Here is a 23743-nt window from a genome sequence, read left to right as displayed (position 1 = left end):
CCCCGCATCGCCTTGGCGCTGGCCGGAGGCGGGCCGCTCGGCGCAATCTACGAAATCGGTGCGTTGTGCGCCCTGGCCGACAGCCTCAAGGGTCTGGACCTCAACCATTGCGATCACTACGTCGGGGTGTCCGCCGGTGGCTTCATCGCGGCCGGGTTGGCCAACGGCATCAGCCCGCGCGCGCTGTGCGAAGCCTTCATCGAAGACCGCAACGGCACCGACAACTTCGACCCGGCCTGGCTGCTCAAGCCCGCCTGGGCCGAATTCGGCGGCCGGTTGCGACGCCTGCCCGGCCTGCTGGGCAGCGCGCTGTGGGCCTGGGGCGTGCAGGGCAAGGCCTTCACCAACGCGTTCGAGCGCCTCGGGGCGGCGCTGCCCACCGGTGTGCTCGACAACGAGGGCATCCACCACCAGATCGAGCGGCTGTTCAGCCAGCCGGGTCGCAGCAACGACTTCCGTCAGCTGCGCGCCCGCCTGACGCTGGTGGCCACCCAGCTCGACACCGGCGAAGCCGCGCCGTTCGGCAAGACCGGCTGGGACCATGTGCCGATCTCGCGTGCGATCCAGGCCAGCGCGGCATTGCCGGGCCTGTTTCCACCGGTGGAGATCGACGGTCAGCACTATGTCGACGGCGCGCTCAAGAAGACCTTGCACGCCACCGTGGCGCTGGACGATGGCGCGGAGTTGCTGCTGTGCCTGAACCCGCTGGTGCCGTTTCGCGCACATGCCATGGGCGAGCGCAACGAGCACATCCCCTCGCTGGTCGAGGGCGGCTTTCCGGCGGTGATGAGCCAGACCTTCCGCTCCATGATCCACTCGCGCCTCGAGCTGGGAATGAAGAACTACGAGCGCCTGTATCCGGGCTGCGACATCGTTCTCATCGAGCCCGACCAGCACGATGCCAAGCTGTTCACGGCCAACACCTTCAGCTACCGCCAGCGCCGCGAGATGGCCGAACACGCCTACCAGCAGACCCGGCAGATGCTGCGCGAGCGGCAGGCCGAGCTGGCGCCCAAGCTGGCGCGCCATGGCGTGAGCCTGGACCTGGCCTCGCTGCACAACCCCGATCTCAAGTTGGTGAACGAACCATCGGTGGCTGCCCAGACGGTGTTCGGCCGACAGCTGCACACCACCCTGGACGACCTGCAGCGCCAGCTGGGCAAGCCGGTCGTGAGCCGCTGAGCGCCATGGCCAGGAAAGCTCCGCGCCGCACCGCCGAGCGCATCCTCGAGGTCACCCTCGAGCTGTTCAACCGCTTCGGCGAGCCCAACGTGTCGACCACGCTGATCTCGGCCGAGCTGGGCATCAGCCCGGGCAACCTCTACTACCACTACCCGGCCAAGGACGAGCTGATCAACTCGCTGTTCGAGCGCTACGAGAAGGCGCTGGGCGAGTTGCTCGGCGCCAGCGAGGGTGTGCGCAATGTGGAGGACGCCTGGTTCTTCCTGCACTCGCTGTTCGAAATCATCTGGGAATACCGTTTTCTCTACCGCGACCTGAACGACCTGCTGTCGAAGAACCGCATGCTGGAGACCCATTTCCAGACCGTTCTCAAGGACAAGACGCGCGCCATCCGCAGCCTGCTCGCGGCCCTGAGCCGCAACAGCGCGGTGACCATCGATGCGCGCGAGGTCGAGCCGACCGCCGACAGCATGGTGGTGGTTCTGACCTACTGGCTGAGTTTCGAATACGTGCGCGACCCGCGCCACGCGCTGGAGCCGGACAACGCGCAGCAGGCCCTGATGCGGGGCGCCTGCCACGTGCTCAACCTGCTGGTGCCCTACCTCGAGAAGTCGCAGCGACAGCACCTGATACAGCTCACCTCGGCCTACGGGCCGGGCGCCTGAGCACCCGGAGACAACAATGGAAACGTGGACCCCTTTTCCCTGGACGGTGAACCCCCGGTTCGACGCTGCACTGCTGCAGCAACCGTGGGGCCGCCTGCACACGGGTGATGCCGAGCCCTGGCCCGAGCGCACCGATCTGCTGCAGGCCTGGATTCACTTTCACAACGGCGAATTCCAGCGCGCCGCGCGCGACGGCCTGGCGCTGGGTGACGCGGGCCTGAACGTGGCCAACAAGGCCACCTGCATCTACGCCAACTACCTCGAGCCGCGCGAAGACGTGCGCCAGCGGTTGTTGCTGGAAGCCGCCACGCGGGCCGAAGAACTGCAAAAGCGGCAGCCCGACAACGCCGGGGCCTGGTACTGGCAGGCCTACGCCCTGGCCAGATACAGCCAGTGCATCAGCGTGGCCAAGGCGCTCTCGCAAGGCCTGGGCGTGAAGATCCGGCAGGCGCTGGAGACCACCATCGCGCTGTCGCCACGCCATGCCGACGCACACCTCGCGCTGGCTGGCTACCACGCCGAAGTGATCGACAAGGTGGGCGCGCTGGTGGGCGGCATGACGCACGGCGCCAGCAAGGACGCGGGCCTGGCGCTCTACCAGAAGGCGCTGGCCCTCAACCCCGACTCGGCCATCGCGCTGTCTGAATACGCCAACGGCCTGATCATGCTGGAGGGCCAGAAGCGGATGGAGGAGGCGCGCCACCTGCAGGACCGGGCCGCGGCGGTGCAACCGCTGGATGCGATGGAGCAGCTGTATGTGGCCTCCATCCGCCTGGTTCTCGAAGGCTGACGCTCCACCATCTTCACGACCTATGGAAACCAAGTGGCTCGAGGACTTTGTCAGCCTGGCTGAAACCCGCAGCTTCAGCCGCTCCGCGCAATTGCGTCATGTCACGCAGCCCGCTTTCTCGCGGCGCATCCAGTCGCTGGAAGCCTGGGCCGGAACCGATCTCGTCGATCGCTCTTCCTACCCCACCCGACTGACCCCCGCCGGCAGGACGCTGTACGACCAGGCGCTGGAAATGCTGCAGGCCCTGCAAAGCACCCGGGCCATGCTGCGCGCCCACACCGCCGCCGCCCAGGACGTGATCGAGTTCGCGGTGCCGCACACGCTGGCGTTCACCTTCTTTCCCTCCTGGCTGTCCAGCCTGCGCGAGACCTGCGGTCCGATCAAGAGCCGCCTCATCGCCCTGAACGTGCACGACGCCGTGCTGCGGCTGGTCGAGGGCAGCTGTGACCTGCTGATCGCCTACCACCACGAGGCGCAACCGATCCAGCTCGACGCCAACCGCTACGAGATGCTGCCCCTGGGCCGCGAGCTGCTGGCGCCGTATGTGAAACCCAATGCCTCGGGTGGGCCCAGCTTTGCACTGCCGGGCCTGGTCAGCCAGCCGCAGCCGTACCTGGCCTATGCGCCCGGCGCCTACCTCGGCCGTGCGGTGGACCAGGTGCTCAAACAGAGCAGCACGCCGGTCCACCTCGACCGCATCTACGAAACCGACATGGCCGAAGGGCTGAAGGCGATGGCGCTGGAAGGCCACGGCATTGCCTTCCTGCCGGCCAGCGCGGTGCGCAACGAAGTCGCCGCGCGCAAGCTGGTGTCGGCTGGCGCCGGACTGGAGATCACGCTGGACATCCGCATCTACCGGGCCCGCCCGCTCGACGCGCAGAAAAACAAGCGCGCTGTGCAGACCTTCTGGAGCCGGCTGGGCGAAAGCCTGGACGCGGCACCCGCGTAAGGGCGCGCGGCTCGCTGGCGGCGCAGCCTGCTGCGGTTTGCGACAATCGGGGCATGAACGCACCAGCCCCTTCGCGCCCCGACGCCCTGACCCTCACCCGCCCCGACGACTGGCACCTGCACGTTCGCGATGGCGAGGCATTGGCCACCGTGGTTCCGCACACCGCCGCGCAGTTTGCCCGGGCGATCATCATGCCCAACCTCAAGCCGCCGGTGACCACCGCGCTTCAGGCGCTGGCCTACCGCGACCGCATCCGCGCGGCCGTGCCGCCCGGCATGCGTTTCGAGCCGCTGATGACGCTCTACCTCACCGACAACCTGCCCGCCGACGAGATCGCGCGCGCAAAAGACGCCGGTGTGGTCGCCCTCAAGCTCTACCCGGCCGGCGCCACCACCAACAGCGATGCCGGCGTGACCGACCTCCGCAAGACCTACAAGACCTTGGAGGCCATGCAGCGCGCCGGCCTGTTGCTGCTGGTGCACGGTGAAGTCACTTCACCCGACATCGACCTGTTCGACCGCGAAGCCGTCTTCATCGAGCAGCAGATGATTCCGCTGCGGCGCGACTTCCCGGAACTCAAGGTGGTGTTCGAACACATCACCACGAAAGAGGCCGCACAGTATGTGAACGAGGCCGATCGTTTCACCGCCGCCACGCTCACCGCGCACCACCTGCTGTTCAACCGCAATGCCATCTTCACCGGCGGCATTCGACCGCACTACTACTGCCTGCCGGTGCTCAAGCGCGAAACGCACCGTCAGGCCCTGCTGGCGGCGGCCACCGGCGGCAGCGACCGCTTCTTCCTGGGCACCGACAGCGCGCCCCACCCGGCCCACCTGAAGGAGCACGCCAGTGGCTGCGCCGGTTGTTACACCGCGCACGCCGCCATCGAGATGTACGCCGAAGCCTTCGACTCGGTCGGGGCGCTGCACCAGCTCGAAGCCTTTGCCAGCTTCAACGGGCCGGCTTTCTACGGCCTGCCGCGCAACAGCGGGACCATCACGTTGCGCCGCGAGAGCTGGACCACTCCCGAGAGCTTTCGCTTCGGCGAAGCCGACCTCAAGCCGCTGCGCGGTGGGGAGGCCTTGCCCTGGCGTCTGCAGGCCTGATGCGCCCGGGCGCCGAGCCGGACTGGTCCGAAGCCTGGTTCGCACCGGTGGCCGCTCAGGGGCGGGCGGTGCAGCGGATGCTGGCGGCTGGTCACAGCTTGCCGCAGGCACTCAACGCGCAGGCACCCGGCCCGGTGCACTTCGTGCCGCAGGCCGAACTGGCCGCCGGCCTGGCCTATGAACAGTTCATCTTCGACACCGGCCAGGTGCCCACCCGCGAAAACCTGCACGATTGCTTCAATGGCCTGTGCTGGCTGCGTTTTCCGCTCTCCAAGCAGTGCTTGAACCAGCTGCAGGCGGCGCAGATCGCAACGGCTGGCGTCGGTGCCGTGCGCGGCCCGGTGCGCGATGCGCTCACCCTGTTCGATGAAAATGCCGCGCTGTTGCAGGCGCCCGCGCCGCTGTGGGACGCCCTGGGTGAGCGCGACTGGCACCGGCTGTTCATCACGCTGCGCCCCATGTGGGCGCAGGCCCGGCTGGTGCTGTTCGGTCATGCCCTGATGGAAAAACTGGTGACGCCCTACAAATCGATCACCGCCCATGTGCTGCACACGCCGGTGCCGATGTCGATCGGGGACGACGCCGGCGCCTGGGATGCGTGGCTCGCCCGGCACCTGAGCGCGGCCCGGCTCGCCGCCAAGCCCTTCACCCCGCTGCCGGTGCTGGGTGTGCCGGGCTGGTGGGCCGCCAACGAGGAGCCCGGCTTCTACGCCGATGCGGCTGTGTTCCGCGCGCCCCGGCCGGTCCATCCGGCAAGCTGCAAGCCCTGAGGTGCGGTCCGCATGCCTTGATTTGTGACCTGCCAGCCCCATACTGGATTCTCGGTATCATCCGCCGGCGCCTGGGGCTGTGTTCGCCCGGAACGCCGCCGCAGAGGCGGGAACCCGCGAGACCTGCCCGGGTCTCAAGCGCAGTCCGGTCGCCCTTCGGCACCGCTGCACCACTGGAGAAAACATGAAACGCATCTTGCTGTTCGTTCTGACCAACTTTGCCGTCATGGCGGTCTTGTTGATCACCACCCGCATCCTGGGTGTGGACCGCTTCCTCACGGCGAACGGCCTGGACATGACGGCGCTGGCCGGGTTCTCGCTGGTGATCGGTTTTGGTGGTGCCATCATCTCGCTGCTCATCAGCAAGCCCATGGCCAAGTTCAGCACCGGCGCGCGCGTGATCAACCAGCCGCAGACGGCCGATGAAGCCTGGATCGTGGAGACTGTGCGCCGCTTCGCCGACAAGGCCGGCATCGGCATGCCCGAGGTGGCGATCTTCGAGGGCGCGCCCAACGCCTTTGCCACCGGCGCCTTCAAGAACTCGGCACTCGTGGCCGTGTCCACCGGCTTGCTGCAGAACATGACCAAGGAGGAAGTGGAAGCCGTGATCGGCCACGAGGTGGCGCACGTGGCCAACGGCGACATGGTCACCATGACGCTGATCCAGGGCGTGATGAACACCTTCGTGGTGTTCCTCAGCCGGGTGATCGGCTATGCGGTCGACAGCTTCCTGCGCAAGGGTGACAGCAACTCTTCGGGCCCGGGCATCGGCTACATGGTCACCACCATCGTGATGGACATCGTGCTGGGTTTCCTGGCCGCCATCATCGTGGCCTGGTTCAGCCGCCAGCGCGAGTTCCGCGCCGACGCGGGTGCCGCCGGCCTGATGGGTCGCAAGCAGCCCATGATCAACGCGCTGGCCCGCCTGGGCGGTCTCACGCCGGGTGAACTGCCCAAGACCATGCAGGCACTGGGCATCACCGGCGGTCTGGGCAAACTGTTCTCCACGCACCCGCCCATCGAGGAACGCATCGCGGCGCTGCAGAAAGGCTGAATCGGGTCGCCCATCCGCTTCGCCCTGGTCGCCATCCCCTGGCCGGGGGCGCCCTGGCGGCCCGTCCCGAGCTGGTCGAAGGGCGTTTTCGCAGGTGCCTTGACTGGCGGCACGCGCTCCGGCCACAAAAAGAAAGCGACCCTCGGGTCGCTTTCTTTTTGTGTGTTCGGTGGATTCAGCGGTGGCCGTCCCAGCGGTCGGTGCCCCGATGGCCATCGCGGTATTTGTAGCCGTCATGCCGTTTGTGCCCCGGGTGGTACGGACGGTGACCGTTGATGAAGATCACACCGGGCGAGACCTGGTAGCGCGGGTAGAACTGCGTGCCGATGGTGATGCGGGTGTTGGACGGGTAGTACCCGGTCTGCGGGCGGTAGACCGGCGCGTTGTAGTAAGTTGGCGGGGCGTATCCGGGAGGCGGGTAGGCGGCCGGCGGCGCAACCATGTCTGCCGGCGACACGTTGAGGCGGATGAACTGCCCCGGGTCCTGAGGCATCTGCACGTTGTACTGGCGCCCGGCGTATTCGTAGACCACGTTGTAGGCCACGGTGCGGTTTTCGTAGTGCGTCTGGGTGCTGCACTGGCGGTAGGTCTCGGTGTAGGGCTGGCCCGGGCCTTCGATGCGGTTGCCCAGAATGGCACCGCCGACCAGTCCGATCACGGTGGCAGCAGCCCGGCCGCTGCCATTGCCGATGGCGTTGCCGGCCGCACCGCCGGCGATCCCGCCGAGCAGGGCGCCTGCGCCCGAGGGCTGGCCCTGGAAGGTCACGCGCTCGTCGCTGCACACCTCCCGGGGCACGGCCACCTGCTGCACCACCGGCGTGCTGCTGATGACACGGCCTTGTTCTTCCTGCGCCTGGGCCAGGCCACTGCCGGCCAGGGCGAGCAGGCCGGTCAGCACGGGAACGAGAACGGGGGTTTTCATGGGAATCTCCTGAGGCAAGTGGCCCGAGTCTGCAACGGCGGCGTCAATCGGTGATGCACGGCGTGTAAAGAATCGTCACGCGACCGTGGTTTTTTCGACTTTCGCCGGGGGTTTTCGGGGCTCGAGCAGGTCCCGCACCAGCGCTTCGGCCACCTTCAGCCCGTCAACCCCGGCCGAGAGGATGCCGCCCGCATACCCCGCCCCTTCACCGGCCGGGTACAGGCCGCGGGTGTTCAGGCTCTGGAAGTCGTCGCCGCGGGTGATGCGCAGCGGTGCCGAGGTGCGTGTCTCCACGCCGGTGAGCACCGCATCGGCCATGTCGTAGCCGCGGATCTTGCGGCCGAACACCGGCAGGGCTTCACGCATGGCGGCGATCGCGTACTCGGGCAGGGCGGGCGCCAGATCTCCCAGCTTCACGCCCGGCTGGTAGGACGGCACCACCTCTCCCAACGCGGCTGAGGGGCGCTGCGCGAGGAAGTCGCCCACCAGCTGTCCCGGCGCTTCGTAGGTGCCGCCACCGAGCTGCCAGGCGCGGGCTTCCAGCGCGCGCTGCAGCACGATGCCGGCCAGCGGATGGGTTTTTCCGGCCATGGCGAGCTCGCTGGCCTGTGCGGCGTAGCGGCCGCCGTCCTGTTCGCCGAAGGCCGCTGCCCACAGCGGCCCGTCCTGGGGGAAGGACTGCGGGAAATCGGCCGGCTCGATGCCCACCACCAGGCCGGCGTTGGCGTTGCGTTCGTTGCGCGAGTACTGGCTCATGCCGTTGGTGACCACGCGGCCGGGTTCCGAGGTCGCCGCCACCACCATGCCACCCGGGCACATGCAGAAGCTGTAGACCGCACGGCCGTTGTTCGCGTGGTGCACCAGCTTGTAGTCGGCCGCACCCAGCAAGGGGTGGCCGGCGTGTCGCCCCCAGCGGGCGCGGTCGATCACGCCCTGCGGGTGTTCGATGCGAAAGCCCACCGAAAAGGCCTTGGCTTCCATGAAGACACCCGCGTCCCACAGCTGCGCGAAGGTGTCGCGCGAACTGTGCCCGAGCGCAAACACCACGTGCCGCACCGGCAGGTCGACGGTGTCGCCGGTGGCCAGGCGCCGCACCTGCAGCGACGCGATGCGCCGTTCGCCGCCGTCCCGGGTGACGCCGAGGCCGCACACATGGTGCTGAAAGCGGATCTCGCCGCCGAGCGCGATGATCTTCTCGCGCATGGCTTCAACCACCCGCACCAGCTTGAAGGTGCCGATGTGCGGGTGCGCGGTGTAGAGGATCTCGGGCGGCGCGCCGGCGTCGACGAACTCCCTCATGACCTTGCGTCCGAGGAAGCGCGGGTCCTTGATCTGGCTGTAGAGCTTGCCGTCGGAGAACAGTCCGGCGCCGCCTTCGCCGTATTGCACATTGCTCTCGGGGTTGAGCACGTGTTTGCGCCACAGGCCCCAGGTGTCCCGGGTGCGTTCGCGCACCGGTTTGCCGCGTTCCAGCACGATGGGCCTGAACCCCATCTGCGCCAGGGCCAGGGCGGTGAACAGCCCGCAGGGCCCCAGGCCCACCACCACCGGACGCTCGCTCTCCTCGTGCGGCCAGCCCGCGGGCGCGTGCCCGGGTGGGTGCCAGGCCATGTCGGGCGAGGGCTGGATGTGGGGCTTGCCGGCGTGCTGCGCCAGCAGGGAGGCCTCTTGTGCGGGATCGGCCAGCGTCACGTCGACGATGTACACCGCCAGCAGGTCGACCTTGCGCGCGTCGAAGCTGCGCTTGAAAACCTGCAGGCGTGCGATCTGCGAGGCGGGCACCACGAGTGCGGCTGCGGCCAGGCGCAGCAGCGCGTCCACCGGGTGCGGCGGGGGTTCACGGTCGCGGTCGGATTCGGTCGGCGCATCGGCCGCGCGGCGGTGCTCGGTGGGCACATCGGCCAGCGGCAGTTTGAGTTCGGAGATCCGGATCATGGCAAAGGGTGGCTTGTGGCGATCAGGCCATCCAGGGCAAAGCCGTGATTGTCCGACACCTTCGGGGTGGCCGGCGCCGGTGCGCGCGAAGCGGGATAATGCGCGGGTGAAGCGCGCCAGGCCGTCGCTGGCACTGGCCCGAAAGGGCACCCGAAAGGGGGTGCTGGAGGAACGTCCGGACTGCACAGGACAGCGTAGGAGGTAACACCTCTCCACCGACAGGCCGCAAGGCCCCAAGGTGAGGATCAGAGCAACAGAGACGAGCCGCTTGAGTGCGGGTGAAACGGGCAATCTCTACGCGCAGCAATACCAAATAGGCCAGTCTGAAGCGACGCGGTTCGCCGCGTCGCGAATCCTTGTGGTTCCGCAAGGCGAGCTGGCGGGTAGGTAGCACCGAGCCGGGTGGGCGACCCCCGGCCCAGATGAATGGCGGTCACATCCGGGTCTTCGCAAGAGGGTCCGGATGCACAGAATCCGGCGTAACGGCGCGCTTCACACTATTCACGCATGCGGCAGGCCGTTGCTCAGGGCCGGCCGCCGGGCCACCGCGCGCAGCCCGTCCATGTCCAGGATGTGGATGCGCCCACGCTGGTAGTCCACCAGGCCCATTTCCTTGAGCTCGACGGCGGCCAGCGTCACACCGGCGCGGCGCACGCCGAGCATGTCGGCGAGATGGGCGTGGGTGAGGAACAGATCGTCATGCCCGTTGCGGGCATGGCTCAGCAGGATCCAGTTCGCCAGGCGGGCCTTGATGTCGTGCGTCTGGGACGCCGCAGCCAGCGATGCCACCTCCTGCGACAAACCCCACAGGTAGATGGCGAACGCGCGCAACAGGTGGGCGCGGCGCGCAATCAGTCGCTGCATCGCCTCGCCGTCGGCACTGAAGGCGGTACCGCCGCGCTGCACATGCAGGGTGAGATTGCCCGAACCCATGCCCAGGGCGTGCTGGAGGCCCACGACGCCCTCATGACCGGTCAGGCCCACCGCCAGCCCGCTGCCGTCGGAGTGGCGAACCACGAGTGCCACGCAGGCGGTGGTCAGGAAATACACATGCCCGTTGGGCATGTGCGGGGCCGACAAGGTGTCGCCCGTGCGCAGTTCAACGGGCTTGCAGCGACGCTCGATCAGCCGCTGGTCTTCCGTGGCCAGCTGGGCCACGAGGCCATTGTGCTTGAGGGTCAATGAGTCTCCCGTTCAGGTTTCAGGGTTCAGCGTCGGCGGGAGTTCCGTGACCACAGGGCCGCTGCAAGTGTGAGCCTGTCCACGCGAAGTGTACGTGGCGAGCGGGCTGCGACCAGCAACTGGCTGAGGGATGCTTGCGCCATCCGCTGCGTTGTGCGAACGGCCATGGGCAAGTTGGGTGGCGGGGTTTTCCGCCATGTGTTCGGTATCGAACATTTCATCCGGTCTTTGGGCATACACTGTCTGCCGCCCGGTCATGTCGGCCCCGCACCCAAGCACGCCTGCGGGCGGGAGCACACATTGCCAGCCGATTCTCCTTCCAACCGAGTGCTTGCCACCCTGGCACAAGGTGGCCCGCTGCCCTGGCCAGAGCAGCTCGAACGGGTCGAACTGTTCGCGCGCCAGGAGCTGCATGCGCAAGGAGCCGGCGCCTCGCACGTCTATTTCCCGACCAGCGCCCTGGTGGTGTTGATCCAGACCCTGGCCGGCGGCGCCGAGGCACCGGTCGCACTCGTCGGCAACGACGGTCTGGTGGGCGTGGCGGCCTTCATGGGAACGGGGCTGGAAACCAACCGCGCCGTGGTCCTGCAGCCGGGGTGGGCCTGGCGGCTGCCCGCCAGCGCCGTGCACATCGGCGGACCGGATGGCGTGCCCCTGGTCAGGGCGGCGGTGGGCCATCTGCTGTCGCTCACCTCCCAGATCTCTCAGACGGCCTTCTGCCAGCAGCACCACAACATCGAGCAGCGCCTGGCGCGCTGGCTGCTCACTGCGCTGGACCGTTTGCCCGGCCAGGAGGTGGCCATCGATCTGCCGGAGCTGGCGCCCTTGCTGGGCGTGACGGCCGAAGTGCTGGCACCGGTGGCGAAGCGCCTGGGCGCCCAGGGCGCCCTGGTGTGCGAGCCAGGGCGCGTGGTGGTGCCCAACTGCAAACTGCTCCGCTCCTTCTCCTGCGGTTGCCAGGCCCACGCGCCGGGCATGGGGCACTGACCGCCACGGCCAGCGCCGGACCTCATTCGTTGAACCCACCCAGGCTCTGCAACCGGTCGACGTGCGCCATCAGGGAGCGCCTGGCGATCGGCCACAGCCGCTCCGGCACATCGTCGTAGGCCAGCCGGACCCAGTCGTCCAGGGTGCCCTCGGGAGTCGCCTGCATCGCGCGGGCCACCTTGGCTTCGCGTTGCAACCGGTGCGCCTTGAGCTTTGCAATGGCCACCAGTGCGCCGCCCTCGGCGGGCGCGCTCGCGTTGTCGGCGCTGGCCCGGAGATCGCCCAGCACGTAGCCGTGTGCCGGCAGGATGAAGTCGACGCCGTGTTGACGGCAGCGGTCGGCCAGCTTGTCGAGCGAGTCGAGGTAGGCGCCCATGCTGCCGTCGGGCGGATCGATCACGGTGGTGCTGCCGTTGAGGATGTGGTCGCCGGTGAACAGCAGGCCGTCTTCGACCAGCAGCAGACACAGGTGGTTGGCCGCATGGCCCGGTGTGTGAATCACCGCCAGCGTGTGGCAGACGGGGGTCTCGCCCGACGGTCCGGTCAACACCAGTTGCTCGCCATCGGCCAGCGCACGCTCGGGCACGAAACGGCTGTTTTCGCGGGCGGTGGGCAGGCTGGGCAGACCCAGGATGGGTGGTCGGCCAAGCCCCGCCGCCACACAAAGCGCCTGCAGCCGGGGTGCGCCGGGTGAGTGGTCGGGGTGCGAATGGGTGCAGACAATGGCCTGGATGCGACCACCGGCGGCGCGCCACAGCCGTTCGATGTGTGGTGCGTCGTCCGGGCCGGGGTCGATGACGATGTGGCCGGTGGCCGGATCACCCACCACATAGCTGTTGGTGCCCGGGCCGGTCATGAAGCCCGGGTTGGGGGCGGTCAGGCGCTGCACGTTCCTGAGCAGGTGCACGGGCTGCTCGTGTTGCCAGTCGAGACTGTGTGCGATCTGCCCGTCGGGGCACACCAGGGCGAGTTCTCCAAAGGGCGGCTCGTGCTCCATGTGGCGCGACTCACGTCCGGCCAGCACACCGGCCCGCGGGCAGCTGGTCCACAGCGGTTCATCGTTCACGGCGCAGGCGTCCAGCACCGCCTGGACGTTGGCAAACGCCTGCAAACGCTCCAGCGTGCGGATGGTCGGGAAAATGATGAAGAAGGCGCCGGCCTCGTGGCGCTCCAGCGCCTCGGCCGGACGCACCCACACCGGCTCGAACTGCTCGGCCTCGTCGGCCACCGGTTGCTGGGCCTCGGGCATGCGGGCCACCAGAAAGGGCACGTCGAAGCGGCGCGGCAGGTCACGATCGGTGATCCAGTGCGCCAGCACGAACACGCCGCAGGCGTCCAGCATGAGGCCGCTGGCCCGGCACTGCGCGGCAAACGGCGCCTGGCGATCGAGGGTGGCGATGTCGCTGTCGTCCACGGGCGAACCGTCGGCCCGGTGGGCCAGCAGCACGCCCAGCTCTTCAAAACTCTCGCGGATGGCGGCGATGGCCTGCGTGAGGTGCAGGTCGCCCTGGGTGGCGCGGCGCGTGGCGATGTCGTGCGACTGTGCGTCGGCTGCATCGATGCCACCGCCGGGAAACACATAGGCCCCGGGCGCGAAGCTCGCGGTCATGGAGCGCCGCGTCATCAGCACCTCGACGCCGGGGCGGTCGGGATCGGTGCTGTCGCGCAGCAGCAGAACGGTTGCCGCCGTGCGCAGGGCGGCTGGCGGGCGCTGGGGATGCAGGAGTTGTGTGTGTCTGACCATGACGGCATTTTGCGGGATGTCGTCCATCCGGTGGTGTCGGCCGCGGGTCAGCATTGATAATTGCACGATGCACATCCGATTCACCAAGATGCAGGGCGCGGGCAACGACTTCGTGGTGCTCGATGAAACGCGCGGGCGCCTTGGGCTCTCCACCGCCCAGTACCGATTCCTCGCCGACCGGCACTTCGGCGTGGGGGCCGACCAGATCCTCAGTGTGCGGGCGTCCAACGAACCCGACATCGACTTCGAGTACGCCATCCACAACGCCGACGGCGGCGAGGTGGAGCACTGCGGCAATGGCGCGCGCTGCTTTGTGCGCTTCGTGCACGACAAGGGTCTGAGCCAGCGCAATCCGCTGCGGGTGAAGGTGGCCAGGGGCGAGCTCGAATTGCACGCCCACCCGGACGGACGGGTGACGGTCGACATGGGGCCGCCGGTGTTTGCGCTGGAGCGGGTGCCCTTCAACTCCCACGGCCTGCAGGCCGAGGCCATGGGCCATTTCGAGCGCTGGCCGCTGGCCTTGCCCTATGCGGGCGATGTGCCGGTGGCGGTGCTGTCCATGGGCAATCCCCATGCCGTTCTGCTGGTGGACGACATCAGGACCGCACCGGTGCAGGCCTGGGGCCCCATGATCGAGCGCCATGAGCGCTTTCCCCAGCGGGTCAACGCCGGCTTTTTGCAGGTCGTGAGCCGGACCGAGGTGAAGCTGCGGGTGTTCGAGCGCGGCGCCGGCGAAACCCTGGCCTGCGGCACCGGCGCCTGTGCGGCCGTGGTGGCGGGCATCCGCCTGGGCCTGCTCGATGCGCGGGTGGACGTGCACACCCACGGCGGCTTGCTGAGCGTCGAATGGCAGGACAACCGCCGCCATGACGGCGCGGTCCTCATGACCGGACCGGCCACCACCGTGTTCGAAGGCGAGATCGACATACCCGACATGGGCTGAACCCAACCCCGAACCCACCGACCCATGAACACCAGCAACATCCCACCCATCACCGAAGACGACATCGCCAACTACCTGGCCAACACGCCCGATTTTTTCGAGCGCCACGCCAGTCTGCTCGCCGCCGTTCAACTCACCAGCCCGCACGGCCACCGGGCGGTGAGCCTGCAGGAGCGCCAGGCCGAGATGCTGCGCGAGAAGATCAAGGGGCTGGAACTCAAGGCCGCCGAGATGATCCGCAACGGCCACGAGAACACCACCATCGCCGACAAGCTGCAGCTGTGGACCCGCGCGCTGCTGCTCACCCGCGAGCCGGCCGAACTGCCGCTGGTGGCGGTGCGCGAAATCGCGAACCAGTTCATGGTGCCGCAGGTGGCGATCAAGGTCTGGGGTGTGTCGCCCGAGTACGAGCACCACGCCTTTGCGCAGGGAGCCAGCGACGATGTGCAGGCTTTTGCCTCCTCGCTCAGCCGTCCGTACTGCGGTGCCAACCCGGGGCTGGAAGCGGCGGGCTGGCTGGACGATCCTTCAAGTGCCGCGTCGCTGGCGCTCATCCCGCTGCGCGCCGGCATTGCGCCGCAGGCGTTCGGCCTGCTCGTGCTGGCGTCGGCCGACCCGCAGCGTTTCGCCAGCGACATGGGCACCGATTTCCTGGAACGCATCGGCGAGATCACCAGCGCGGCCTTGTCGCGCCTTCGGCCCTGAACGGGTCGTTCCGGCCGCGGAGATGAGCAGATGAACCTGTCCGCCAGCGCCGACGACGCCGCGCTGGTGCAGGCCTACCTGAACCATGTGAGGGTGGAGCGCCGCCTGGCCGAGCGCACGCTGGAGCTGTACACGCTCGACCTGCAACGGCTGTGCGCCCACGCCGCCGAGGCCCGCATCGGCCTCAGGGACATCCAGAACGCCCACATCCGCCGCTGGATCGCGAAGATGCACGGCGCGGGGCGCAGCGCGCGCGGCATCGCACTCATCCTCTCGGGCTGGCGCGGTCTCTATGTGTGGCTGGGCCGCCAGGGCCTGATCGGACACAACCCGGTGCAGGACGTGCGCGCGCCCAAGGCCGGCAAACCCCTGCCCAAGGCACTCGGCGTGGACGAAGCGGTGCAGCTGGCCTCGCATGTGCAGGAGGCCGACCACCCGGCGCTGGAGGCGCGCGACGCCTGCATCACCGAACTGCTGTACGGCTGTGGCCTGCGCATCGGTGAACTGGTCGGGCTGGACGTGGCTGCCAGCGGCACGGCGCGCGGCTGGATCGATGCGCAGGATGGCGAGGCGCACGTGCTCGGCAAGGGCTCCAAGCGGCGCAGCGTGCCGGTGGGCAAGGCCGCGCTGGCCGCGCTGGCGCGCTGGCTCGAACAACGCCCCGCCTGGGCAGGTGACGACGCCGCCTTGTTCATCGGCTCGCGCGGCCAGCGCCTCACGCCGCAGCACATTCGTGTGCGCCTCAAGCGCCGCTCCCGCCTGGCCGGCCTGGCCACACCGGTGCACCCGCACATGCTGCGCCATTCGTTCGCCAGCCATGTGTTGCAGTCCAGCGGCGACTTGCGCGCGGTGCAGGAACTGCTGGGCCACGCCAGCATCAGCACCACGCAGGTCTACACGCGGCTGGACTTCCAGCACCTGGCCAAGGTGTACGACGCCGCGCACCCGCGCGCGCACGCCAAGGGCAAACCGCCCAAAGGATGAGGCGGTTGAAAGCGGGGCCGACAATACCCGCATGAAAATCATTCGCCTCAAGCCCGGCAAAGACCGCTCCCTCCTGCGCCGCCACCCCTGGGTGTTTGACGGCGCCATCGCCAAGGGCGGCGGCGATGCGGGCGAAACCGTGCGTGTGGAGAGCGCCGAGGGCCAGTTCCTCGCCTGGGGCGCGTTCTCGCCCGCCTCGAGCATCCGCGTGCGCGCCTGGAGCTTTGACGAAGCCCAGCGCATCGACGCCGACTTCCTGCGTGCCACGCTGGCGCGCGCCATCGCCTTGCGCACGCGCTTGGGGCTGGAGAGCGACGGCGTGCGCCTGGTGCACGGTGAGTCCGATGGTGTGCCGGGTCTCATCGTCGACCGCTACGGCGACACGTTGGTGGCCCAGTTCACCGCTTGCGGCGTGGAACGCCACAAACAGGTGATCGCCGACGCGTTGATCGAGCTCACCGGCTGCCCGCGCCTGTACGAGCGCTCCGACACCAGCAGCCGCAAGCTCGAAGGCCTGCCCGAAGTCACCGGATGGCTGCGCGGCTCCGGCCCCACCGCGCTGGTGCTGCACGAACACGGCTGGCAGCTCGGGCTGGACATTGCCCAAGGCCACAAGACCGGCTTTTACCTGGACCAGCGCGACAGCCGGCTCGTCTGCAGCCAGTACGCGCGCCGCCTGAACTTCGGTCAAGTGCTCAACTGCTACAGCTACACCGGCGGCTTCACCGTGGCGGCGCTGGCGGGTGGGGCGGGGCATGTCACGTCCATCGATTCGTCGGCCCCCGCCTTGCAGCAGGCTGCGACCAACGTGGCACTCAATGGCTTTGGCGCAGAGCGAGCCACCTTCATGGACGCTGACGTGAATGCCTCGCTGCGCAAGTTCGTGGCCGAAGGCCGCCAGTTCGACGCGATCGTGCTCGATCCGCCCAAGCTGGCTCCCACGGTGGCGCACGCCGAGCGCGCGGCCCGCGCCTACAAGGACATCAACCGCCTGGCCTTCAAGCTGCTCGTGCCCGGTGGTGTGCTGTTCACGTTTTCCTGCTCGGGCGGCATCGGCGTGGAGTTGTTCCACAAGATCGTCGCGTCGGCCGGGCTCGATGCCGGTGTCGATGGTGCGATCCTGCAGCGCCTGGGCGGAGCCGCCGATCACCCCATGACGGTGAATTTTCCCGAAGGTGAGTACCTCAAGGGCCTGATCGTCATGAAAAGGCAGTAGGGTGTGCATGTGAAGAAAGGCTCGCATACACTTGCGCGCTTCTTTCGACCGCCCTTTTCCGACACCAACGCACCGCCATGTCACTCATCCCCGCCACCATCCTCACCGGTTTCCTCGGGTCGGGAAAAACCACGCTGCTCAAGCGCGTGCTCAGCGAGGCCCACGGGCAGAAGATCGCCGTGATCGAAAACGAATTCGGCGAAGAGAACATCGACAACGAGATCCTGGTGGCCGACACCACCGAAAACATCATCCAGATGAGCAACGGCTGCATCTGCTGCACCATCCGCGACGACCTTCGCGCCACGCTGCACGATCTGGCCGAGAAAAAGCGCAAGGGCGAACTCGACTTCGACCGTGTGGTGATCGAGACCACCGGCCTGGCCGATCCCGGCCCGGTGGCGCAGACCTTCTTCATGGACGACGAAGTGGCCGAGCAGTATCTGCTCGACTCCATCCTCACGCTGGTCGATGCCAAGCACGCCGCGCAGCAACTCAACGACCGCCAGGAAGCGCGCCGACAGGTGGGTTTTGCCGATCAGATCTTCATCAGCAAGTCGGACCTCGTCAGCGCCGAAGAGCTGGACGCGCTGACGCACCGTCTCAAGCACATGAACCCGCGCGCGCCCATGCGGGCCACCCACTTTGGAGAAGTGTCGTTGAAGGAGGTGTTCGACCTGCGCGGCTTCAACCTCAATGCCAAGCTCGACATCGACCCCGATTTCCTCAAGGCGGAGGAGCACGCTCAGGAACACGCCGGACATGAACATGGCGAACATTGCGACCATCCCTCGCACCAGCACCAGCACGGGCACGGGCACGAAGGGCAGGGTCATCACCATCACCATGACGACGACGTGAAGAGCTTCGTCTACCGCGCCACCCGCCCGTTCAACCCGGCCAAGCTGGAAGATTTCCTGGGCGCCATCGTGCAGGTTTACGGTCCGCGCATGCTGCGTTACAAGGGCGTGCTCGACATGGAAGGCACCGAGCGCAAGGTGATCTTCCAGGGCGTGCACCAGCTCATGGGCAGCGACCTGGGTCCGCCCTGGGCGCCGGGCGAACAGCGCACCAGCAAGATGGTGTTCATCGGCATCGACCTGCCGCGCGACATCCTCGTGCAGGGTCTGGACCAGAGCCTGGTCTGAGGTCTCCGCAACCGTGCTCTTTGTCTCGCTTCTCCAACGTCTGGGCTTCCCCTCGCGGCCGGATTCCGGGAGCGATGCCGCCACCTCGTTACAATCGCGCCCCATGCCGGTGGCCCGGCGGTCTCCCAGTGCAGGTGCTCTCCAGCGGAAGAGCCCCGGTTCCGGTAGGGGTATAACCTCGCATCCGTCGGCCACGCCGACACAGGTTGATGCGGCCCACCCCCGCACACCGGACCCGGATCAAGCACCGTCAGGCACTGAGAGGAGACCCGTTGTGAAAGCCCCGGCTACCAAGTCAGCGAAACCAGCCAAGTCCGCAGCAGCGGGCGCGAAAGGGCGCTCGTCGGCGGCCAAGGCCCCGGTGCCTGCCGCGCGCAAACCTGCGGCCAGGGCCGCGGCGAAGCCGGCACCCAAGGCGCCGCCTGCCAAGCCTGTGGCCAAAGCGCCGGCCAAGACCGCTGTGGAGGCGGCTGCCAAGGCCCGCAAACCCGCTGCCAAGGCGCCTGTGAAATCGAAAGTGACCGCACCGATCAAGAAAACCGCTTCGCCGGTGGCGAAAGCTCCAGCCAAGCCCGCAGCCAGACCCGCTGCCCCCAGCAAACCCGCCGTCGCTGCCCGCAAACCTGCTGCAGTGGCCAAACCCACGCCTTCCCGCACTCCCGCGGTCAAGCCCATTCCGGCGACTCCCGCCAAATCCAAGGCACAGCCCGCCGCCAAGGCGGCTGTACCCATCGTGACCCCTTCTGTACCCCGGGCGGCCGCTGCCGCTCCCGCTCCCAAGGTGACCAGCGCCAAGCGTGCGCCAGTGCCAGCTCCCGTGGTGGTTGAGCCAACGCCTCGCCCACTGGGAAAACGGGCTGCCAAAAAAGTCATGATGGAACAGATGACCCAGGCCGCGGTGGTGCCCACCCATGCCCCGGACGCTGCCAAGGCGACCTTTTCCCACACGAACGAACGTGCCGTCATGACCCCTCCCGTGCCATCTTCGATCCAGAAGGACCCCAAACGGGCCAACAACTGGAAAACCCTGCCCGCCGATCAGTTGACCGATCAGGACGTGCAGGCCATGCCCGACAGCGAATACATGAGCGACCTGCAGCTGGCGTACTTCCGCCGCAAGTTGTCGCTGCTCAAGGCCGACATGCTGGCCAACGCCGGCGAGACCACCGAGCACCTGCGTGAAGACACCGTGGTGGTGCCCGATCCCGCCGATCGCGCCACCATTGAAGAAGAACATGCGCTTGAGTTGCGCACCCGCGACCGCGAACGCAAGCTGCTCAAGAAGATCGAACAGGCCATTGCGCGCATCGATTCGGGCGACTACGGTTACTGTGAGGAAACCGGTGAACCGATCGGTGTGGGTCGCCTGATGGCGCGTCCGACCGCCAGCCTGTCCCTCGAGGCCCAGCAGCGTCGCGAACTCAAGCAGAAGATGTTCGGGGACTGAGCACCGCCTTCTTCCTTTCCCGCTTCCATTCCGGCAACAACCACCCATGTCCAAGGACGATTCCAACGGCGGCTTTCTCTCGAAGGTGGTGAAGTTCGTGCGTCATCCGACCACGAGCTGGGCCGATCTGGACACGCGCCAGGCCGACCGCGAAAGCGAGTACAGCAAGGCGGCGCTCAAGGAAATGATCGAGCGCAAGCGACGCAACGACTTCGTTCGCAAGCGCGAATTCGACATGCTGCGCAAGATCCGCAGCCGCGAAGGCACCAGCCCCGAAGGTCCCGGCATGCGGCCCTCGTTCTTCCAGAGCAGCCTGCCTTCCAAGCCCGACGACCGTGCCGAGACCTTGAAGAAGATCGACGAGATCGAGGCCCAGATGTCGATGCAGTGGTGGAAGACCAAGGGACCAGACTCCCTGGTCAGCACCGGCTCCAGCCTTCACACCGGCGCCCAAAGCCCCGGCGGCACCCCTCTGAAGGCCAAGGAAGACATGCGACCGGGCGCTGCGGTGCCGGATCCCCAGGCGCGTCAGCGTCAGGCCCAATACGACGAGACCGAGCCGTCGCCGCTGCCGATGACCGCCGGCAAGGCGGCCATGGCCCCACCGGAGTCCGGCGTGCAGGACACCGTCCCTGCAGCGATGTCTGCGCAGGCGCAGGGCAAGCCGGCCCAGGGCGCGCAGGTCGGGGCGTCCCGCACGGGACTGATGGTGCCCACGCGGCCCAGCGAGCTTGACAGTGTCGCTTCCAGCGGCGGATCGTTTTCTGCATCGCACTTTTATTCGCTCGATGTGCAGGAGATCGTGCAGGATCCCGACGTCGAGGAGGCCGCGATCCGGTTCGCCAACGGAGACGATGCGGGCGCCGAACAGGGCCTGATGGAGGTGCTGGGCGAAGGGGGTGCGAAGATCGACCAGATCGACGACTGGCTCGCCCTGTTCGACCTCTACCGGGCCACCGGTCAGCTGGCTCCTTTCGAAAGCCGTGCGGTCGATTTTGCGAACCGTTTCAACCGCTCGGCGCCGCAGTGGTACGACATGCCCGGGACGGTCTCTTCCATGACCGGCAAGACCTTCACGCCGACCGCGTCGAACAACCGTGCGGTCTGGGTGAGCGAGGCCGAACTCGACGCCCATGCGGTGGGCACCCTGCAGAACGTGCTGCTGCGCGCCAAACAGCCCTGGGTGCTCGACTGGACGCCCATGGAATCCATGGACCTGAAGGCCGCGCGTGCCTTGCTGGGCATCTTCACGCTCTGGGGTGATCAGGACGTGGAGTTGCGTTTTCTTGGGTCCGCCGTGTTTCGCGACCTCCTGAAGCACTACACGCCGTCGGGCCGGCGGGATGTGGAGCAACTCTGGTGGGAGCTTCGCATGGCGGTGTTGCGGGTGATGAACCGGCCCGACGAATTCGAGCTGACCGCGCTCGATTTCTGCGTGACCTACGAAGTGTCCCCGCCCGGCTGGGAAAAGCCCCGTTGCCACGTCACGTCCATCGCGGCCGACCGGCCCGAAGAGGCGGGGCAGTCCGTGTTGAGCGAGGCGGTGCTGGAAACGGTGCCTTCGGCCTACCCGAGCGATTCCACGCTCGAAGGACACTCGTCGGAGTTCAACCAGCTTGGACTGGTGGAGCTCTCCGGTGAGATCCGCGGCGACCCCCAGGCCACGCTGGACATGCTGGAGCGCCGTCTCGAGGGTGCCGATGTGTTGATCATTTCCTGCCGCAACCTGATACGGGTCGACTTCTCTGCCGCGGGCACGCTGCTCAACTGGGTGTCGCAGCACCATGCCGAACGCCGTCTGGTGCAGTTCGTGGACGCGCACCGCCTGGTCTCTGCCTTCTTCCACGTCATCGGCATCACCGAATACGCCAAGGTCGTGGTCCGCAACGACTGAACTCCGTCGGGTGGGTCACACACGTTGTTTCAAACAACGAAGCAGGGTGCTGTTGCAGGCCCCCGCATCAACCCCAACTGAGAGCCATGGAATCATTTCACGGAACCACGATCGTCTGTGTGCGCCGCCAGACGCCCCAGGGTGTGCAGGTCGCCATCGGAGGTGACGGGCAGGTCACGCTGGGCAACATCATCGTCAAGGGCACGGCCCGCAAGGTGCGCAAGCTGCACCACGACAAGGTGCTGGCCGGCTTTGCCGGCGCCACCGCCGATGCCTTCACGCTGTTCGAACGCTTCGAAGCCAAGCTGGAGAAGCACCAGGGCCACCTGGTGCGTGCGGCCATCGAGCTCACCCGCGACTGGCGCACCGACCGCGTGCTGCGCCGCCTGGAGGCCATGCTCGCCGTGGCCGACCACAGCGCTTCGCTGATCATCACCGGCAATGGCGATGTGCTCGAACCCGAGCACGGGATCGTGGCCATTGGATCGGGCGGTGCCTATGCGCAGGCGGCTGCCAAGGCCTTGCTCGACCACACCGAACTCAGCGCCGAGGACATCGTGCGTCGTTCACTCGGCATCGCGGGCGAGCTGTGCATCTACACGAACATGAACCACACGATCGAAACGCTGGATTGAGCCCTTTATGTCTTCAATGACCCCACAAGAGATCGTCTCCGAGCTTGACCGTTTCATCATTGGCCAGCAGGGTGCCAAGCGCGCCGTGGCCATCGCGCTGCGCAACCGCTGGCGGCGCCAGCAGGTCGACGAGAAGCTGCGGCCCGAGATCACGCCCAAGAACATCCTCATGATCGGCCCGACCGGCGTGGGCAAGACCGAAATTGCGCGCCGCCTGGCGCGCCTCGCCGATGCGCCTTTCATCAAGGTCGAGGCCACCAAGTTCACCGAAGTGGGCTATGTGGGCAAGGACGTGGACAGCATCATCCGCGACCTCGCCGAGATCGCCATCAAGCAGACGCGCGAGGTGGAGATGCGCAAGCAACGCGTGCGTGCCGAAGACGCGGCCGAAGACCGCATCCTCGACATCCTGATTCCGCCCGCCAGAAGCGCCGAGCCGGCGGCCAACGTGGTGCCGCTGCCCGAGAGCACGGCCCGGCAGAACTTCCGCAAGAAATTGCGTGAAGGCGATCTGGACGATCGCGAGATCGAGATCGATCTGCTGGAGTCGCGGCCGGCCATGGAAGTCATGGGCCCGGCCGGCATGGAAGACATGGCCGAACAATTGCGTGGCATGTTCAGCCAGATGGGCGCCGGCAAGCGCCAGACCCGCAAGCTCAGAATCGGCGAGGCCATGAAGCTGCTGATCGACGAAGAGGCGGGCAAGCTGGTCAATGAAGACGAGATCAGGACGCGCGCTTTGCACAACGCGGAGCAGAACGGCATCGTCTTCATCGACGAGATCGACAAGGTCACCTCGCGCAGCGACTCCGGCAGCGCGGAGGTGTCGCGCCAGGGCGTGCAGCGCGACCTGCTGCCGCTGGTCGAGGGCACGACCGTGACCACCAAGTACGGCGTGATCAAGACCGACCACATCCTGTTCATTGCCAGTGGGGCGTTCCACCTGGCCAAGCCGAGCGATCTGATTCCGGAGTTGCAGGGACGTTTTCCCATCCGGGTGGAGCTGCAGTCGCTGTCGGTGGACGATTTCGAGGCGATCCTCACGCAGACCCATGCCTCGCTGGTGCGCCAGTACCAGGCGTTGCTGGCCACCGAAGGCGTCACGCTGGAGTTTTCGCCCGAGGGCATCCGGCAACTCGCGCAGATCGCCTGCGACGTGAACGAGCGCACCGAGAACATCGGCGCGCGCCGTCTGGCCACCGTGATGGAGCACCTGCTGGACGAAGTGAGCTTCGACGCCACCCGGTTGCAGGGGCAGACCATCCGCATCGATGCGGCGTACGTGAACGGGCGCCTGGCCGCGCTCAGCCGCAACGAAGACCTCTCACGCTACATCCTGTGAGGGCGCCCGCGGCCGGCGACATGGCCTGCTGACGCTGACCCGCGCCCGTTCCGGCCGCCGGTCGGCTGCTCACCCCGCCGGCCAGCGCCCGGACGACCCCGGGCACGACAGGGTTTTGAAGCATCACATGCAAAGCTGGT

Annotated in this window: 21 protein-coding genes and 1 other RNA gene; 18 read left to right on the top strand and 4 right to left on the bottom strand. The window is 67.3% G+C overall.

The features are described from left to right. Positions 1–12 precede the first annotated feature (12 nt). The 7 genes from QUV35_RS13385 (at position 13) to htpX (ending at position 6519) form a co-directional block, all read left to right on the top strand. Positions 13–1182, top strand: a complete 1170-nt coding sequence (locus tag QUV35_RS13385; protein ID WP_300874823.1) for a patatin-like phospholipase family protein — start codon at positions 13–15, stop codon at positions 1180–1182. A gap of 5 nt (positions 1183–1187) precedes the next feature. Next, positions 1188–1847 carry a TetR/AcrR family transcriptional regulator gene (locus QUV35_RS13380; protein WP_300874821.1) on the top strand — a complete coding sequence of 220 codons (660 nt, stop codon included), beginning with the start codon at positions 1188–1190 and terminating at the stop codon, positions 1845–1847. A gap of 16 nt (positions 1848–1863) precedes the next feature. Continuing rightward, positions 1864–2637: a hypothetical protein gene (locus tag QUV35_RS13375; protein WP_300874818.1), complete on the top strand. Its 774-nt coding sequence runs from the start codon at positions 1864–1866 to the stop codon at positions 2635–2637. Between the two features lie 22 nt (positions 2638–2659). After that, positions 2660–3586 (top strand): LysR substrate-binding domain-containing protein, encoded by a 927-nt coding sequence (locus QUV35_RS13370; protein ID WP_300874815.1) that lies wholly within the window; start codon positions 2660–2662, stop codon positions 3584–3586. A gap of 53 nt (positions 3587–3639) precedes the next feature. Beyond that, the gene (gene pyrC, locus QUV35_RS13365; protein WP_300874811.1) at positions 3640–4695 is read left to right on the top strand and encodes a dihydroorotase; all 1056 of its coding nucleotides are present in this window, start codon (positions 3640–3642) and stop codon (positions 4693–4695) included. Continuing rightward, positions 4695–5465: a DUF3025 domain-containing protein gene (locus QUV35_RS13360; RefSeq protein WP_300874809.1), complete on the top strand. Its 771-nt coding sequence runs from the start codon at positions 4695–4697 to the stop codon at positions 5463–5465. Before pyrC ends, QUV35_RS13360 begins: the two co-directional genes overlap by 1 nt. A 184-nt stretch (positions 5466–5649) precedes the next feature. Then, positions 5650–6519 carry a protease HtpX gene (gene htpX, locus QUV35_RS13355; RefSeq protein ID WP_300874787.1) on the top strand — a complete coding sequence of 290 codons (870 nt, stop codon included), beginning with the start codon at positions 5650–5652 and terminating at the stop codon, positions 6517–6519. A gap of 175 nt (positions 6520–6694) precedes the next feature. On the opposite strand, the gene QUV35_RS13350 is transcribed toward htpX, so the two are convergent. Together QUV35_RS13350 and QUV35_RS13345 are read right to left on the bottom strand one after the other, a co-directional pair. Continuing rightward, positions 6695–7441 (bottom strand): glycine zipper 2TM domain-containing protein, encoded by a 747-nt coding sequence (locus tag QUV35_RS13350; RefSeq protein ID WP_300874781.1) that lies wholly within the window; start codon positions 7439–7441, stop codon positions 6695–6697. A gap of 75 nt (positions 7442–7516) precedes the next feature. Then, a complete protein-coding gene (locus QUV35_RS13345; protein WP_300874779.1) occupies positions 7517–9376 on the bottom strand; it encodes an NAD(P)/FAD-dependent oxidoreductase in 1860 nt (619 codons plus the stop codon). 108 nt (positions 9377–9484) lie between these two features. Here QUV35_RS13345 and rnpB point away from each other — a divergent pair. Further along, positions 9485–9874, top strand: an RNA gene (gene rnpB, locus QUV35_RS13340) — RNase P RNA component class A. A 3-nt stretch (positions 9875–9877) separates the two neighbouring features. Here rnpB and QUV35_RS13335 read toward each other — a convergent pair. Next, positions 9878–10558 (bottom strand): Crp/Fnr family transcriptional regulator, encoded by a 681-nt coding sequence (locus QUV35_RS13335; protein ID WP_300874778.1) that lies wholly within the window; start codon positions 10556–10558, stop codon positions 9878–9880. Between the two features lie 327 nt (positions 10559–10885). Here QUV35_RS13335 and QUV35_RS13330 point away from each other — a divergent pair, with 327 nt between their 5' ends. Further along, a complete protein-coding gene (locus QUV35_RS13330) occupies positions 10886–11545 on the top strand; it encodes a Crp/Fnr family transcriptional regulator (RefSeq protein ID WP_300874777.1) in 660 nt (219 codons plus the stop codon). A 22-nt stretch (positions 11546–11567) separates the two neighbouring features. On the opposite strand, the gene QUV35_RS13325 is transcribed toward QUV35_RS13330, so the two are convergent. Then, positions 11568–13289, bottom strand: a complete 1722-nt coding sequence (locus QUV35_RS13325) for an MBL fold metallo-hydrolase (RefSeq protein ID WP_300874776.1) — start codon at positions 13287–13289, stop codon at positions 11568–11570. Positions 13290–13356: 67 nt separating this feature from the next. Between QUV35_RS13325 and dapF the strand changes: the two genes are divergently transcribed. The 9 genes from dapF (at position 13357) to hslU (ending at position 23603) form a co-directional block, all read left to right on the top strand. Next, positions 13357–14232 (top strand): diaminopimelate epimerase, encoded by an 876-nt coding sequence (dapF, locus tag QUV35_RS13320; RefSeq protein ID WP_300874775.1) that lies wholly within the window; start codon positions 13357–13359, stop codon positions 14230–14232. 24 nt (positions 14233–14256) lie between these two features. Beyond that, entirely contained in the window at positions 14257–14937 is a 681-nt protein-coding gene (locus QUV35_RS13315; protein ID WP_300874774.1) for a DUF484 family protein, read from the top strand. Between the two features lie 30 nt (positions 14938–14967). Further along, positions 14968–15921 (top strand): tyrosine recombinase XerC, encoded by a 954-nt coding sequence (locus QUV35_RS13310; RefSeq protein WP_300874773.1) that lies wholly within the window; start codon positions 14968–14970, stop codon positions 15919–15921. A 31-nt stretch (positions 15922–15952) separates the two neighbouring features. Continuing rightward, on the top strand, positions 15953–17137 hold the full coding sequence (locus QUV35_RS13305; protein ID WP_300874772.1) for a class I SAM-dependent methyltransferase: 1185 nt from the start codon (positions 15953–15955) through the stop codon (positions 17135–17137). 77 nt (positions 17138–17214) lie between these two features. Then, a complete protein-coding gene (locus QUV35_RS13300; RefSeq protein WP_300874770.1) occupies positions 17215–18285 on the top strand; it encodes a GTP-binding protein in 1071 nt (356 codons plus the stop codon). An 871-nt stretch (positions 18286–19156) separates the two neighbouring features. Further along, positions 19157–19732 (top strand): RNA polymerase-binding protein DksA, encoded by a 576-nt coding sequence (gene dksA, locus QUV35_RS13295; RefSeq protein ID WP_366945437.1) that lies wholly within the window; start codon positions 19157–19159, stop codon positions 19730–19732. Positions 19733–19778: 46 nt separating this feature from the next. After that, the gene (locus QUV35_RS13290; protein WP_300874768.1) at positions 19779–21626 is read left to right on the top strand and encodes an STAS domain-containing protein; all 1848 of its coding nucleotides are present in this window, start codon (positions 19779–19781) and stop codon (positions 21624–21626) included. Positions 21627–21712: 86 nt separating this feature from the next. After that, positions 21713–22261 carry an ATP-dependent protease subunit HslV gene (hslV, locus tag QUV35_RS13285; protein WP_300874766.1) on the top strand — a complete coding sequence of 183 codons (549 nt, stop codon included), beginning with the start codon at positions 21713–21715 and terminating at the stop codon, positions 22259–22261. A gap of 7 nt (positions 22262–22268) precedes the next feature. Further along, positions 22269–23603, top strand: coding sequence for an ATP-dependent protease ATPase subunit HslU (gene hslU, locus QUV35_RS13280; protein ID WP_300874764.1), 1335 nt, complete (start codon positions 22269–22271; stop codon positions 23601–23603). The last annotated feature ends 140 nt before the right edge of the window (positions 23604–23743 follow it).

Origin of the sequence: Hydrogenophaga sp. (assembly GCF_030373225.1) — a bacterium.
Classification (GTDB): domain Bacteria; phylum Pseudomonadota; class Gammaproteobacteria; order Burkholderiales; family Burkholderiaceae_C; genus Hydrogenophaga.
The sequence above is the reverse complement of the archived record's forward strand: the minus strand, read 5'-3'. Positions and strand labels throughout refer to the sequence as shown.

Bases quoted from the DNA above. Each gene is read 5' to 3' on its own strand.
- htpX (WP_300874787.1), top strand. From the start codon at position 5,650: ATGAAACGCATCTTGCTGTTCGTTCTGACCAACTTTGCCGTCATGGCG.
- QUV35_RS13310 (WP_300874773.1), top strand. From the start codon at position 14,968: ATGAACCTGTCCGCCAGCGCCGACGACGCCGCGCTGGTGCAGGCCTAC.
- QUV35_RS13315 (WP_300874774.1), top strand. From the start codon at position 14,257: ATGAACACCAGCAACATCCCACCCATCACCGAAGACGACATCGCCAAC.
- dksA (WP_366945437.1), top strand. From the start codon at position 19,157: ATGATGGAACAGATGACCCAGGCCGCGGTGGTGCCCACCCATGCCCCG.
- QUV35_RS13370 (WP_300874815.1), top strand. From the start codon at position 2,660: ATGGAAACCAAGTGGCTCGAGGACTTTGTCAGCCTGGCTGAAACCCGC.
- QUV35_RS13375 (WP_300874818.1), top strand. From the start codon at position 1,864: ATGGAAACGTGGACCCCTTTTCCCTGGACGGTGAACCCCCGGTTCGAC.
- QUV35_RS13345 (WP_300874779.1), bottom strand. From the start codon at position 9,376: ATGATCCGGATCTCCGAACTCAAACTGCCGCTGGCCGATGTGCCCACC.
- hslV (WP_300874766.1), top strand. From the start codon at position 21,713: ATGGAATCATTTCACGGAACCACGATCGTCTGTGTGCGCCGCCAGACG.
- QUV35_RS13380 (WP_300874821.1), top strand. From the start codon at position 1,188: ATGGCCAGGAAAGCTCCGCGCCGCACCGCCGAGCGCATCCTCGAGGTC.
- QUV35_RS13325 (WP_300874776.1), bottom strand. From the start codon at position 13,289: ATGGTCAGACACACACAACTCCTGCATCCCCAGCGCCCGCCAGCCGCC.
- pyrC (WP_300874811.1), top strand. From the start codon at position 3,640: ATGAACGCACCAGCCCCTTCGCGCCCCGACGCCCTGACCCTCACCCGC.
- dapF (WP_300874775.1), top strand. From the start codon at position 13,357: ATGCACATCCGATTCACCAAGATGCAGGGCGCGGGCAACGACTTCGTG.
- QUV35_RS13350 (WP_300874781.1), bottom strand. From the start codon at position 7,441: ATGAAAACCCCCGTTCTCGTTCCCGTGCTGACCGGCCTGCTCGCCCTG.
- QUV35_RS13305 (WP_300874772.1), top strand. From the start codon at position 15,953: ATGAAAATCATTCGCCTCAAGCCCGGCAAAGACCGCTCCCTCCTGCGC.
- QUV35_RS13360 (WP_300874809.1), top strand. From the start codon at position 4,695: ATGCGCCCGGGCGCCGAGCCGGACTGGTCCGAAGCCTGGTTCGCACCG.
- QUV35_RS13300 (WP_300874770.1), top strand. From the start codon at position 17,215: ATGTCACTCATCCCCGCCACCATCCTCACCGGTTTCCTCGGGTCGGGA.
- hslU (WP_300874764.1), top strand. From the start codon at position 22,269: ATGTCTTCAATGACCCCACAAGAGATCGTCTCCGAGCTTGACCGTTTC.
- QUV35_RS13290 (WP_300874768.1), top strand. From the start codon at position 19,779: ATGTCCAAGGACGATTCCAACGGCGGCTTTCTCTCGAAGGTGGTGAAG.